Source organism: Pseudoalteromonas sp. Of7M-16, assembly GCF_022347805.1.
In the GTDB taxonomy this organism is placed as follows: Bacteria; Pseudomonadota; Gammaproteobacteria; order Enterobacterales; family Alteromonadaceae; genus Pseudoalteromonas; species Pseudoalteromonas luteoviolacea_F.
The window spans coordinates 121140-135080 of sequence record NZ_JAKRFY010000003.1 but is presented as its reverse complement, the minus strand read 5'-3'; the positions used below and the strand labels follow the sequence as shown (position 1 = coordinate 135080).

Annotated in this window: 13 protein-coding genes and 1 riboswitch; of the genes, 7 read left to right on the top strand and 6 right to left on the bottom strand. The window is 44.2% G+C overall.

Annotated features, from left to right (window positions below; translation table 11 throughout):
- Positions 1–201 precede the first annotated feature (201 nt).
- Together MHN81_RS04325 and MHN81_RS04320 are read left to right on the top strand one after the other, a co-directional pair.
- Positions 202–684 carry a YajQ family cyclic di-GMP-binding protein gene (locus MHN81_RS04325; RefSeq protein WP_023397411.1) on the top strand — a complete coding sequence of 161 codons (483 nt, stop codon included), beginning with the start codon at positions 202–204 and terminating at the stop codon, positions 682–684.
- Between the two features lie 85 nt (positions 685–769).
- Positions 770–942, top strand: a riboswitch (cobalamin riboswitch).
- 39 nt (positions 943–981) lie between these two features.
- Positions 982–2838 carry a TonB-dependent receptor gene (locus MHN81_RS04320; RefSeq protein WP_239425087.1) on the top strand — a complete coding sequence of 619 codons (1857 nt, stop codon included), beginning with the start codon at positions 982–984 and terminating at the stop codon, positions 2836–2838.
- Positions 2839–2872: 34 nt separating this feature from the next.
- Here MHN81_RS04320 and msrA read toward each other — a convergent pair whose 3' ends face one another.
- The 3 genes from msrA to MHN81_RS04305 are packed head-to-tail and all read right to left on the bottom strand — an operon-like array spanning position 2873 to position 7566.
- The gene (gene msrA / locus MHN81_RS04315) at positions 2873–3403 is read right to left on the bottom strand and encodes a peptide-methionine (S)-S-oxide reductase MsrA (RefSeq protein ID WP_023397413.1); all 531 of its coding nucleotides are present in this window, start codon (positions 3401–3403) and stop codon (positions 2873–2875) included.
- A complete protein-coding gene (locus tag MHN81_RS04310; protein ID WP_023397414.1) occupies positions 3403–6513 on the bottom strand; it encodes an efflux RND transporter permease subunit in 3111 nt (1036 codons plus the stop codon). The genes msrA and MHN81_RS04310 overlap by 1 nt, the downstream gene beginning before the upstream one ends.
- 3 nt (positions 6514–6516) lie before the next feature.
- On the bottom strand, positions 6517–7566 hold the full coding sequence (locus MHN81_RS04305) for an efflux RND transporter periplasmic adaptor subunit (protein WP_023397415.1): 1050 nt from the start codon (positions 7564–7566) through the stop codon (positions 6517–6519).
- Between the two features lie 228 nt (positions 7567–7794).
- Between MHN81_RS04305 and MHN81_RS04300 the strand changes: the two genes are divergently transcribed.
- From MHN81_RS04300 to MHN81_RS04280, 5 genes are read left to right on the top strand one after another with little or no spacing between them, the layout of a single operon-like run.
- Positions 7795–8502, top strand: a complete 708-nt coding sequence (locus MHN81_RS04300) for a DUF2982 domain-containing protein (RefSeq protein WP_023397416.1) — start codon at positions 7795–7797, stop codon at positions 8500–8502.
- 17 nt (positions 8503–8519) lie between these two features.
- Positions 8520–8852, top strand: coding sequence for a hypothetical protein (locus tag MHN81_RS04295; protein ID WP_023397417.1), 333 nt, complete (start codon positions 8520–8522; stop codon positions 8850–8852).
- A 32-nt stretch (positions 8853–8884) separates the two neighbouring features.
- Positions 8885–10504: a DUF1566 domain-containing protein gene (locus tag MHN81_RS04290; RefSeq protein WP_239425086.1), complete on the top strand. Its 1620-nt coding sequence runs from the start codon at positions 8885–8887 to the stop codon at positions 10502–10504.
- On the top strand, positions 10494–11030 hold the full coding sequence (locus tag MHN81_RS04285) for a DUF1566 domain-containing protein (protein WP_023397419.1): 537 nt from the start codon (positions 10494–10496) through the stop codon (positions 11028–11030). The genes MHN81_RS04290 and MHN81_RS04285 overlap by 11 nt, the downstream gene beginning before the upstream one ends.
- A gap of 54 nt (positions 11031–11084) precedes the next feature.
- Complete coding sequence (locus MHN81_RS04280) at positions 11085–11867, top strand: YggN family protein (protein WP_023397420.1); 783 nt, start codon at positions 11085–11087, stop codon at positions 11865–11867.
- Here the strand turns inward: MHN81_RS04280 and MHN81_RS04275 are convergent.
- The 3 genes from MHN81_RS04275 to MHN81_RS04265 are packed head-to-tail and all read right to left on the bottom strand — an operon-like array spanning position 11864 to position 13935.
- Positions 11864–12703, bottom strand: a complete 840-nt coding sequence (locus tag MHN81_RS04275) for an amidohydrolase family protein (protein WP_239425085.1) — start codon at positions 12701–12703, stop codon at positions 11864–11866. The genes MHN81_RS04280 and MHN81_RS04275 overlap by 4 nt on opposite strands.
- Positions 12703–13431, bottom strand: a complete 729-nt coding sequence (locus tag MHN81_RS04270; protein WP_239425084.1) for an SDR family oxidoreductase — start codon at positions 13429–13431, stop codon at positions 12703–12705. Before MHN81_RS04270 ends, MHN81_RS04275 begins: the two co-directional genes overlap by 1 nt.
- Positions 13432–13440: 9 nt before the next feature.
- A complete protein-coding gene (locus MHN81_RS04265; RefSeq protein ID WP_023397423.1) occupies positions 13441–13935 on the bottom strand; it encodes a peptidylprolyl isomerase in 495 nt (164 codons plus the stop codon).
- Positions 13936–13941 lie beyond the last annotated feature (6 nt).

Here is a 13941-nt window from a genome sequence, read left to right as displayed (position 1 = left end):
CACTCCAACTCCAACGTGATGAAGATTCAGTATAACACTGAAATATTAAAAGTGGCTTAATAGTAAACGTATGAATAGTCAACAATATAAGCGCTTGATCGTTTCTAAAAATAACTGGCGTGAGCATTGTGTAAAAAACTATATATTATTGCGTCTGAGCGTTGTTATAATTCTCCGTAAATTTGTTTTGAGGAGAAAGCAATGCCTTCTTTTGATATCGTATCTGAAATAGAAATGACGGAAGCTAAAAACACCGTTGACAATGCAAACCGAGAGCTGGAAACACGCTATGACTTTCGTGGTGTTGAAGCATCAATTGAGCTTAAAGATGAAGTAATTCAATTAAAATCTGAATCTGAACAGCAGGTAATGCAATTGTTCGACATGGTGGTTGGCAAAGCAGCAAAGCGAGGCTTGGATGTTGGCAGCTTCGAGTTGAAAGATGTAGAGCGCAGTGGTAAAACTTTTGCTCGCAAAGTTGCGTTGAAGCAAGGTATTGATAAAGATATGGCGAAAAAAATCGTCAAACTTATCAAGGATTCTAAGTTGAAAGTACAGGCTGCTATTCAAGGTGAAGAAGTGCGTGTAACGGGTAAAAAACGAGATGATTTACAAGAAGTCATGCAGTTGATCCGCACAGCGGAACTCGGTCAGCCTTTCCAATTTAAAAACTTCAGAGACTAATCTTAAAACTCTGAGAGTTTCAGTGTCTAAATATGGCACTGGAACTCTAGACGTCCATTGACAATCCCCCCTTAAATCTCGGACAATATGCGCGGAATTTCGAGGTGCCAAAAGATATATACGGAATATAAATGTAATGGATAATCGGGAAGTTGGTGCGCAAGTATAGGACTTGGTAAACCCAACGCTGCCCCCGCAACGGTAAAACTAAATTTAAATAGTTGAGCCCGGAGACCGGCCTTGAATTTGACTTATTTGATGAAACTTTGTGCGGTGGGCACAAGGTAGGGGATCTTCATGATAAAAATATCTGCGCTAAGCGCTGCTGTAATAGCAGCGGTTTCATTTCACACGTCTGCTTCTCAAGAAATTGAACGCATTACAGTAACCGCAAACAAAATCGAACAGTCACAAAAAGATGTGCTAGCAGCTGTGTCGGTTATAGACCGCGCTGACATTGAGCGTAGTGGCGCACGTGACCTTGCAACCATATTATCTCAGCAAGCTGGAATTCAAATTAATGCAAACGGCAGTTTTGGTCACACGACGACTATTGCATTGAGAGGCGGAAGTTCAGATCACACTTTAGTGTTAATTGATGGTGTTCGAGTGGGTTCAGCGACATTAGGTTACAAGTCGATTGAAAAAATCCCATTGCAAAGTGTTGAGCGTGTTGAAATTGTTAAAGGCTCACGCGCTGCGATTTATGGTTCGGACGCAATGGCAGGTGTGATCAACATTATTACTCGTCGAGCTGAGCATACCACAGCTGATGTTACTGTTGGCAGTAACAGTTACCGCAATGGGCAAGTGGCGACGTCTTATACCTATGAAGACCTGACAATATTGGCTAACTTAGGGCATGAAGAAACCGATAATTTTGACGTATTACAAGGTACACAGCCAGACTCAGACGGTCATGACAATACCAGTTTGGGCCTCAAAGCCGAGTATCAAATCGCACCTGATAGCAAGCTATTTGCAGCTTTCCAAGGCAGTGAAGGGGATACATTCTATGATAATCCTTTTGGTTCACAAAACGACACTGCGTATCTTGATGAATACGATAATCAAGTGCTGAGTTTGGGCTTTGAAACTCAGTTAGGTCAAACCTCACACGCCTTTACAGTGACAAAATCTCAAGATGAATCAGTGAGTGTAGACGAGTCTAAAAGACAGAAAACGATCACTAAGCGCACCATATTTAACTACGATGGGCATATCGATGTCCAAGAAAACCTTGTTGTTTTGGGCGGGGTAAGTGCATCAGAAGATGATGTATCGGCTTCGACGTTAGTTTATGAGCAAAGCACACGAGATACTTTGGGTGTGTTTGTGGGGTCAGTGTATGAATATGACCAAGCGCTTGTTGAAGCGACAGTGCGTTACGATGACGATGACCAATTTGGCAGTGAAGTTACACACAGCGTAGCATTGGGGTACAAGGTACACCGTGATGCAACATTTAGATTTGCGCATAATACAGGCTACAAAGCTCCAACTTTCAATGACCTGTATTATCCTGGTTCAGGAAACCCGGCACTACTGCCTGAAGAGTCAGATAACTTTGAGCTTGGCTTGAAAGCGTCACTGGCTGATACCACGGTTGATTTTGCAGTTTATCGCACCGATTATACAAACAAAATAGCTTGGGCGCCGAACGCTCAAGGCAATTGGGCACCTGCCAATATTGACAATGCTTTGCACCAAGGTTTGGAGGTCAGCGTGTTAAACACGTTGATGTTCGGTATCGAATCTAACTTTAACTATGCTTTTGTGAACGCCAAAGACGAGTCGAAGGGCAAGCCGTTGCCACGTATCGCTAAGCACTCTGCCAACTGGTTGCTTTCAAAACAATGGAATGAACTAGAGGTGGTAACTGAGCTTCAATTCCGAGGTCAACGAGACAGCTCTAGATCTACACCTACTGGGGAAGCTTTCAACTTGAGTTCATATACATTGGTTAATTTAGCAGCCAATTACGAACTATCTGATGCACTAAAACTATCGGCGAGAGTAGAAAACTTGTTTGATAAAGAATATGGTGCGGTGGTATCAAGTCTAGTATCGAATGAACAACAAGAGGTCGTTTCTGTAAACTACTACAATACACCTGAGCGACGCTTCTTTGTTAATTTACAATACCGCTTTTAAGTCATAAAACAAGGTGAGCTGATGCTCACCTTTTTTACTTTAAATAATCGCTAAATCGCTGTTCAAACTTAGCAACTTTTGGCGCTATCATGATACTACAATACCCTTGGTTAGGGTTTTCATCAAAATAGTTTTGATGATATTGCTCAGCATCATAAAATACCTCAGCCGCACTCAGTTCGGTCACAATAGGCGCATCGTAGTGTTTTTGAATCGCGCAAATATGTGCTTGTGCGAGGGTTTGCTGTTCATCTGAGTGATAAAAAATCACACTTCTGTATTGAGTTCCAACGTCATTTCCCTGCCGGTTCAATTGTGTCGGATCATGAAGCGTAAAAAACATCTCAAGTAATGTCTCGTACGTAACCAGCTCGGCATCAAATTCCAATTGCACTACTTCCGCATGTCCGGTTGTGCCCGAACAGATCTCTTTGTAGGTCGGATCAAGTGTGCTACCACCAGTGTAACCTGAGGTTACTGCCGTGACGCCGTTAACTTTGCGAAAGGCGGCATCAATACACCAAAAACATCCACCACCAAACGTGGCTAAATGTAGTTTGCTCATTATTCAACTCCTTCGTTTTGCTCACGATGAGGGTAAGCTTGCTGCTGTTCACCAAGTGCAATGGCCGTATGCTCTGGTGATCGTGTGCGTCTAGCTAGTATGCTATAAGCTGTTGGGATCACAAACAAGGTGAGAATTGTGGCTAAACTAACACCAGCAAAAACCACGACACCAATTACCATTCTGCTTTCGGATCCAGGACCAGTTGCGAGAACCAGTGGAATGGCGCTCATCACTGTTGTAAGTGAGGTCATGACGATCGGTCGCAACCGTTGGGTCGCGGCGGTAATAATGGCTTGTTCAAATGCGACTCCTTTATCGCGCAGCTGGTTCGCAAATTCAACAATCAAAATGCCATTTTTAGCACTGAGGCCAATTAACATAACAATACCGATTTGACTGTAAATGTTTAATGAGCTGTCACTGAAGTATAGACCTAGCATTGCGCCTATCAATCCAAGTGGCACGGTTAACATGATCACTAACGGGTGAACAAAGCTCTCGAATTGCGCTGCCAGCACTAGGAAAGTCACAGCCAGAGCCAAAATAAATACATAGGTCATTGCCGATGCCCCTTCATAAAAGAGCTGTGATTCACCTTTATAGTCGATAACGCCATCGGTGTGGTTTTCGTCAGCTGCGACTTGATTTAAAAAATCAAGCGCTTGTTCTAGGGTATACCCTTGTGCAAGGTTGGCAGTAATCGTGATAGCGCGCATGCGGTTAAAGCGGTTAAGCCTTGCCGCTGTCGCTTCTTCTTTGACTGTGATCAGGCTATCTAGTGGCACAAGCTGGCCTGTACGTGAAGAAACATAGACATTGTTGATATCTGTAGGGGCACTAAAATCCGCTTTTTCTCCTTTTAGGATGACGTCGTATTCTTCGCCACGATCAATGAATGTGGTAACTCGTCGTTGGCCTAACATGGTTTCAAGAGTACGGCCAATGTCATTGCTTGATACACCTAAATCAGCCGCTTTTAGTTTATCAATACTGATGAGAAACTGCGGGAAGGTCTCTTTGTAATCATGATCTAACCTGACTAGCCCCGGATTGTTGCGGGCTCGCTCAAAAATGCGATCTCGCCAAGCTGCTAGCTCTTGATAGTCATTACCTTGCAACACAAACTCAATTGGGCGGGAAGAGCCACCACCACCTATGCCACGGCGCATGATCGCAAATGCTCGGACGTCAGTAACTTGTTGCATCTTGCCACTGATCTCAGACATTACTTGCCAGGTTGAACGTTTGCGCTCATCCCAATCTGGCATGCCCACGATAGCGACACCCCCGCGGTTACCCCACCCAGGCACGCGAACCAAGACTCGGCTGAGCTCTTCGTTTTCCAAATATGGCATTAAGTGCTGTTCTATTTGTGCCATATTTGCAGCGTTATTTTCATAACTCGCCCCTTCAGGGCCATTCATCATAATAAAAAAGGTGCCGCGGTCTTCTTTGGGAGTAAGTTCAGAGGGAATTTGCTTAAAGAGTCCGTAGCTGGCGGCAACTGAAAGTGCTAGCACCAATATCAAGCCATATCGGCTATGAATATTATTTTTTAGTACATTTTGGTAGCCAAGCTCCAGCTTACCAAACTGTTGGTTCATCCACTGTGAAAAGCGGCCTTCTTGGCCTTGCTTGAGTACTTTTGAGCAAAGAGCAGGTGATAACGTAAGGGCGGTGATACTCGAAAATATAACCGCAGCGCTGACTGCCAGAGCGAACTCGGTAAATAGCGCACCAATACGACCATCCATAAAGACGAGCGGCACAAAAACCGATACCAAGACTAACGTGGTTGCGATAATTGCAAACCCAACTTCTCGTGCACCACGAAATGCGGCGAGTAGCCTAGGTTCTCCTTGCTCAATTCGGCGGTGAATGTTTTCCAACATGACAATGGCATCATCAACAACCAAGCCAATTGCGAGAACCAATGCTAATAATGTTAGCAAGTTAATAGAATAACCCATTGCCAGTAAGAACATAAAAGTTGCCACCAAGGCAACGGGGACCGTGACTGCGGGGATCAAGGTCGCGCGAATATTACCGAGGAAAATAAAAATGATCAGTACCACTAGGCCCATGGCGATGGCGAGTGTTCGGTATACTTCCGATATCGATTCACGAATAAAGATAGAGGAGTCATAACTGTCTTCTATCCGAGTGCCTTCAGGCAGATTTCGTTTAATAGCAACAAGTTCTTGTCTAACGTTATCAACTACTTCCAGAGTATTGGCTTTGGCTTGCTTTACGATACCCAGGCCTATCATATTGTTGCCATTGCCGCGGAATGTACTTTCTTCATCTTGCGCTTCTAAAGATACCTTGGCAACTTCGCTCAATCGGATCAGGTAGCCATTCTCTCCCCGTTTGATAACAAGATTATCAAAATCGGTTTGAGAGGTATAATTACGTGCTATCCGCACTGCGAAGTCACGATCTAGTGATTCAATTTCACCGGCGGGCAGTTCAACATTCTCTCTACGTAACACATTTTCTATATCGCTACTTGTCACACCTCTGGCGGCCATTGCTTTGCGATCAAGCCAAATTTTCATCGCATACCTTCGCTCTCCACCGATTTGTACTCGGGAGACACCGTCAACAACGGCTAGACGGTCCACTATATAACGTTGAGCGTAGTCTGAGAGTTGCAGTGTATCCATTGACGTACTATTGAGTACAAACCAGGCTACGGCGTTTTCATCATCGCTGGATTTAGACACTTCTGGAGGGCGAACTTGCTCGGGGAGTCGATCTAGGGCGCGAGAAACTCGTTCACGAACATCGTTTGCTGCGGCGTCAATGTCTCTATCAATATTAAACTCGATGGTGATGTTAGAGCGACCATTGCGACTCGATGAATTAATGCTTTTAATACCTTCGATGCCTGAAATACGATTTTCAAGTACTTGGGTTATTTTGGCTTCGACTACTGCTGCTGACGCGCCAGTGTAATCTGTGCTGACATTGACGATAGGGGTTTCAATATCGGGGTATTCACGCAGAGGTAGCATGGTAAAAGCCACAATACCGAAAGTAAGCAACAGTAAATTTATGACAATGGCAAAAACAGGGCGCTTTACGGCCGTATCAGTGATCTTCACGCTTTACCCCTTTACCGTAACTTGGCTACCGCTGCGAATTTTAGTTGTGCCTTCGGTCACAACCAACTGTCCCGACTCGATGCCTTTAACCGCAACCCAGCCGGAAAAGCGATTTAACAAGGTGATCTGTTGTTGTTTAACTTTATTATCCTCAACAATATACACAAAATGTTTGTCTTGCCTTGGGATCAGGCTTTTTTCAGGCACCATTAAGGCGTCTACCTGTTGTAGTTGCACTGCGACGTTAAGTAACATACCCGGACGAAGTTGCTTTTCAGCGTTGTCGAAACTGGCGGTGACTTGAATACTGCGAGTGGATTCGTCAATACGTGGGTCGATATGAGAAATGTGCCCCCAAAACAGCTGTTGTTGATAGGCGTCACTGACTACACTGGCCTTCATGCCTAAAGTTAATTTTGCTAAGTATTTTTCTGGGAGCTGAAAATCTACTTTGATGGTGTTGATGTCATCTAAGGTGGTCAGTGGTGTGTTGTCTTTTACGTAGCTGCCGATTGACACCAAGCGCTTCCCTAATACGCCATCAAAGGGCGCATAAATAGTCATTTCTGAGAGCTTGAGTTTTGTGGCTTGAAGCTGAGTATTGAGCGCCTCGACTGTCGAACGCTGTGCATCAAGCTGAGAGCGAGCGGCAGACTGTGTTTTGGCCAGCTCTGTTAAGCGGGTGAGTTGTCTTTGTTGTTCTTTTAAATTGATAGTCAACTCTTTGACAGCTAAAAGCTCCTCTTTATTGTTCAGCTGCGCTAATTTTTGCCCACGCGATACTGATTGACCATCGCGGAATAAAATGTCGCTGATATAATCACTGTGTGAACTTGTAATGTCGACCGCTTGGTTGGCCCGAGCAGAGCCAATAGCTTCGGCGGTGATTGCGCGATGTTGAGGGATAACCGTATGAACAGAGACTTCTACAGCCCTGCTGGCACGATTTGATTGTTCACCTTGTGATGCGGGAAAATAGAGATAGCCGCACAATGCAATTAGCATTAAAATAAGGGTAGGAAAAAGGGCTTTGCCCGACTGGTTTGCACGCATAATTTAATCTCACTATTTGTAGATGATTAGTGTACAAAAATTCTTGAGGGAGAAAATTGCGGATATCTTGTATATTTGTGTATTAAACGAAAATATAACAAGACTCCTTACTGTGTACCCAAAAGGTTACGAAAATGCGTAAAGTAAAACCCTGTAAAAAGTGTCTGCAATTACGAAAACTATTCGTGTGGTTGATTGCTATGCTGATATTTTATTGGTGGTTCTACTATGCATAAAGTATCACTGCGTGCCACAGCCAATCGTCACAGTATCGAGTTTATGCTCGCAGGTGGTATCTGCCTTGTTATTATTATTGTGTTTGTTACGCTGCGGGCCACGCCGCCCACAATATTGGAGCTGGCGCTTGCAGCAGCTGCTATTTGCTCGATATTACTGGGCTTTTTAAAAAGTCAGCAGCCTTTTTACAGCATTGAAATGAGCGCCATTACACTCAATTATGTCCATAAATATGGCGTTATGCATGTTTCTCACAAGAATTTTCATTCCAGCGGTGTCCCTTTTGTAACACAAGGAGTTGAAAACCTTGAGTTAAATGCTGTAGGTATTAAACTAAACAATATTGATGAGTTTTTGATAGAGCTGACCCCCCGTTTGGCTGGGAAGCTATTAATAGAACAGCGGCATATTTTTTTACAAGCTGTTAAAATACATTGCGCAAATGGCAATTGTCCATCAGAATGGCTAATAGAAGAAACCTGCTATGAATCGCCGGACGGGCGCTCATATTCAGGCCTGATGGCCATGTTTGCAAATCGGATGCAAAACCTTAAAACGATTACTGGGTATGATCTCATCTTACCTGCGAATGTTTTAGACAGGGATATATGGCAATTTGCTAATATTTTAAACCACTGGAAGTTAACGCCAGAAAAGGTGGTCAAAGATTTGCATGAGCAAATTGCCACCGCTAGATGAAGTAACAGGATATATACATGAGCTTCGATAGAGCCTTTATTAAAAGTGGTCGTAATACCATTATCCATAAAGATAAAAAGCTCGATTTAGTGATCGTGAATGGGGAAACTCACCCAAAGATTAAGGTAACAGCCACGGGTTTAGTGCCGTTTAAAGAAGAGTTACCGAGAAATCGTCGGGAAGCTAAAGAGCGCTATTTAGAGGTGGTGCAAATTTCAAGTGCAGACGTATTCAGCGAAGTTAAGCGACTGCTGTTTATTCAGTCATTAGACGGTCGTGAATACAAAGTAGATTACAGTAAGGTTGGCACTAAGTTATTTGTTCGTATCCATCAAGATAGCTACCTCTAACATGACACGGAGGTAGTCAGTTAGGAGTTGTAATGCTAAAAAAATCGCTTGTCGTCATGGCCATCTCAACGGTGTTGAGTGGCTGTGGAGGTTCAGGTGGCTCAAATGAAGAAGTTGTCAGAGCCAGTGTCAATGCAGGACAAGATGTCACTGTCATCGAAAAGAACGAATTTACGCTTAAAGCTGCTGCTTCTCCCTCTGGAGGAACATTTAACTGGCAGGTCACATCAGGCCCGTCTTTTGATGGATTTCCACAAACTGGGGAAGAGTTGACTGTCACTGCTCCCGATGTAAAAGGCAACAGCCTCGCTGTACTGAAAGTGGACTACCTTGCGCCAAATGGCGAGCTGGTGAGCGATACTCTGAATGTCAATATTACATCTAATAACCAGTTGCCTGTTGCGGTTGTAAAGCAAACCGCGCCGGAAGAGTCGTCAAAATATAAAGACACGATAGTTTTATCGGCGTCGGAGTCGAGTGACCCCGATGAAAACGGTCAGGTGGTAGGGTATAAATGGCAGTTGATCTCAGGGCCGAGCAACATCTCAGTGGAAGATACGGGCAAGGTCACTTTAAGTTTTGTACATCCTTTATTAGCTGAAACACAAACTGCGGTCTGGCGCTTAACTGTCACTGATGATGAAGGGGGCAGTACAACAACGGATATCAGTGTTGCTCTGGCTAAAAATGATGAGGTTGTGCTTGCCGAAGCCGGTGAGGACCAGCAGGTACTTGAGTTTGATACAGTCACGCTGGACGCAACCAAAAGTGTCACTGTTGACGGACAATATACGTGTAACTGGCAGCAATCCAGCACCGGCAGCGCTATCACCCTTGCCAATAACACCGAATGTAAAACGACTTTTCAAGCCCCTGATAAAGAACAAAATACCTTTGCTACCTTTAAAGTGACGGTGACAGACTCTTCTAATCGCAGTGGTGATGATGAGGTTCGAATTGATATATTACCCAAACCACTCAGTAACCTGAATGACAGTGGTTCAAGCACCTGCTACAACAATTCTACAGCTATTTCGTGTGGCGATAGTTTGTTTCCAAGGCAAGATGCTGAGCTGGGTAGAGATAGCGTAGCGCAAGTGATCTCTAAAGAGGGGTCTGGCAATTTAGCTTTTGACTTTACTAAACTTGATGCTGACGGCAAAGAGCTGCAAGATGATGCGCCGACATTTAGCTGTGTGCGGGACAACATCACAGGGCTAGTTTGGGAAGTTAAAGATCAAACTGCAACGTCAGTTCGTTATGCGCAAAACCATTATACTTGGACGTTTAATGCAAATACAGCTGGTGGTATTCAAGCGTTTATCAATAATGTCAATGGACTAGCTGGTGGTTATTGTGGCGGTAACACGTGGCGTTTACCGAGTTATACCGAGCTGATGAGCATTGTCGATTTTGGTCGAAATAGTGTCCATGTATTAGATCCTGCCTTTTTCCCCAATATGCCAGATGAAGCAATACAGGGACATTTGTACTATTGGACAAATCAAACGGCAGTAGGGGGAACCGATGGACTGGATGCTAATCTTACCAGAGCTTATGTAATTGATATGATAACCGGAAATGACGTGCCAAGAGCAAAGGCACAAACCGCGTATGTGAGACTTGTACGAGGAAATGCCAATGCAAATTAAACTTCTAATAGCCACTTCCTTGTTTAGCTCTGTGGCATTTGCTCAGCAATGTGCCTCGGACACTTCTGTTCCGCTGTCTACGCCTGACGAGCGATTTATCGTAAATGAAGACGGTACAGTCTGCGACACCAAAACGGATATAATGTGGCAACGTTGTACTTTCGGTTTTGTATTCAACGCAGAAACAGGGAGCTGTGATAACAAGGAGCAGCAGCTTAATTGGCAGCAGGCTTTAACGGCAGCAAATAATAGCCGGTTAGGGGGTCATGATGACTGGCAGGTGCCAAATGTTAAGGAACTTGCAACCATTGTGGAGCGCAGCTGTGAAGATCCTGCGATTAATGCCACTGTCTTTTTGGGTAATCACAGTGGTAATTACTGGACTAGCACGACTTATGCAAAAGATATATCACGAGCTTGGACATACCAGTTTGCGGATGGGTTGAACGATAGATCAAGTAGCAAAACCTCAGACGCGTTTGTGCGTTTAATGCGATATACATTTTGCCCGCAATCAGAAAAATAAGTTTGGTTAAAAATTAAAATTTGCTACCCTCATGCTATTACGTATGGGGGTAGTATGAAGTTGTCTATATCTAGCACTAAGTCTGTTTTATTCTCGCTGTTGTTTGGCGCATCAAGTATTGCCTATGCAGATGATAAATGTGATGTAGAGTTAGGGCATGGTTTAATTATCACTGATTCGGTGATCCGCATTTTAGATAATGGTCAAACACGTGTTCAAATCAACAATGACAACCAGCTGCTCGTCCGTGGGCTTTGGGTGCAACTCAATGAGCAGGAAACTCAAGTATTGCAAGAATATGCAAAGGGGATCCGGGACACTGTACCCGAGCTAGTTAACCTTGCCACTGATGGAGTAAACCTTGGATTGAGCGCCATTGAGCAAGTGGTCGAAGGAATGTCAGATAGCAATCCAGAAGTACTGAAAACACAACTCCAATACGTTGAACGCGCACTGATGGACAAGTTCAAGCGCGGAGAAGACTTCTATTACATCGCTCCTCAATCACTCTCCAAAATAGACGACTTCTTTACAAAAGAGATCAGCGGAAAAATTCACTCCGCAGTACATGGCTCACTAGGTGCTATCTTAGTTTCTGTAGGTGATGCGTTCAAATCTCGAGAAGGCAATATTGAAAGTCGATTTTCGGATATGGGACAGCGTATGGAGATCATCTCCAAAGAAATCGATAAATCTTTACAGCAAAAAGCGGCACAGCTAGAAGTGAAGGCCAATGAATACTGCGAATGTCTCAATACACTGGACGAAACAGAAAAGCGCTTACAAGTCATTGTGCCAAGCTTAGCCGCATTTGATTTGGTTCAGATCCGCTCTTAAAGTGTAATCCCATAAATGCGTTTGGCATTGCCAAAACTAAGCGCTTGCCAAAGCGTCGGATCAATTTGTTGTACCAGTTCGTAATAGTGCGCCCACAGCCTTTGATAGTTATGCTCGATTAGGCACACCGGGTGATTTGAAGCAAGCATTACGCGTGTCGGTCCAAAATTCGTTAACAAAACGTCGAGTTGTTGTTTTGGGTTCATTGGTGCATCAAGCAGCTCTTGACCTGAAAATTTAATAAAGCAGTTATTCAGCATTGCTAGCTTTTCAATATTGTCCTGCCAATCGTCACGGCAAGTCATAAATCCGGCGTGGTTGATGACTAAACGGCTATTTTTATGAGTTTGATGTATCTCGAACAAGTGTTCACAGACCGCAGTATTATGAATTTCAAATTGTGCTTCGAAGTGCAGACCTAACTCGCTTAAATGCTGCATGTTGCGGATCACATTAGGAGACAGTAGGCGCTCGGCATCCTCTCCCTCTGTAATATCTCGTATGGCCACCAAGCTGGGATGGTGTAGTTTTTTAAGCGCCGCGTTAAAAAGTTCTGGAGGGTTATCTATTTTAGCGTAAGCGACCGCTTTATAGGGTAATGGCGGGACGACATTTGCCAGCCATTGGAGCTCGTTAATTGGATTGCTATTATCAAACCCTGCTTCAACATGAACACATGCTGCCACTGCAATCGAAGACATGTCCAGCAAGTCTGATGGCAAGTGGTTTTGCTTTATCTGTTCAATATTCTTCCAAGCTGGTGGATTGTGCTTGAGCCATTGATATTGGCCTTTTTCAAGGTCAAAAAAATGCAAATGTGGGTCGATAATCTTCATTAGCGTGCCGTATAACCACCGTCTATAGTTTGTAAGCTACCGGTAATAAAGGCAGCATCGTCACTCAGTAAAAATGCAACCAGAGCGGCAATTTCCTTTGGTTGACCGAGTCGTCCTAAAGGTTGTAGTGCCGCCTCTTCAGCGACAACCTCGGCCTTATCAGCACCACTTTTAGCACAATACTTATCAATGGCATTGTGAAAAAGAGGAGTTTCTATGGTGCCTGGGCAAACAGCATTTGCGCGAATATTATACTGCGCGTAATCTAATGCCGTTGTTTTAGCCATAGAAGCCAGAGCGTGCTTGGTTAAGTTGTATGCAAATGAGTTTGGCTTGCCAACATGTGCTTGATCTGAGGAAATAAACACAATTTTGCCATTTTGTTGTGTTTTCATACTCGGTAGTACAGCTTGTACCGCCGCATATGCGCCTTTTACGTTAAGCGCAAAAAGTGCATCCAGTGTTGCTTCGTCAGTTTGTTCTATGGTGGCACTGAGGTGTTTACCTGCATTTGAAACGAGCGCATCAATGCGGCCTGTTTCGGCGGTAATTTCAGCTATTGTTTGTTTAACTTGCTCAACTTGACTGACGTCACAGTGACGAAATTCGCCAGTTTCGCTGTGGGCAATGTCGAGGTTAAACACTCGGTAGTTTTGGCTTTGCAGCTTCTCAACAATGGCTTTACCAATGCCGAAGCTGCCACCAGTGATGATGGCAACAGGTTGCATATATTTTCCTTAGTGATCGTGTCCGCAGCCACCAGCACCATGAACGTGGCCGTGGGAAAGCTCTTCGGTAGTTGCAGCTCGAACACTCACAACTTCTACATCAAATGTTAAAGTCTTACCTGCGAATGGGTGGTTCAGATCGCAATCTGCATTAAAACGGCCAACTTTTACGATAGTTACTTGGTGTCTACCCTGATTCGAGTCGACGATGGCTGTCATGCCAGGTTTCCAAACTTTACTGTTGCCAAGACCTTGTAAGTGCTTGATCGGAATTCGCTGCACTAGACCTTCTTGATATTCACCGTAGCTGTCTTTAGGCTCAAGAGTCACAGTGAACTTGTCACCAGCGGCTTTACCATCCAACGCTTGCTCTAAGCCAGGTAACATGCCTTCTTGGCCGTGCAGGTAGCTAAGTGGTTCTCCACTCGTGCTTGACTCAATCTGCTCAGTGCCTTCTGTCAGCGTGTAGTGAAACTCTACCGCGGTATCTTTTGCTATTTGCATATGTGC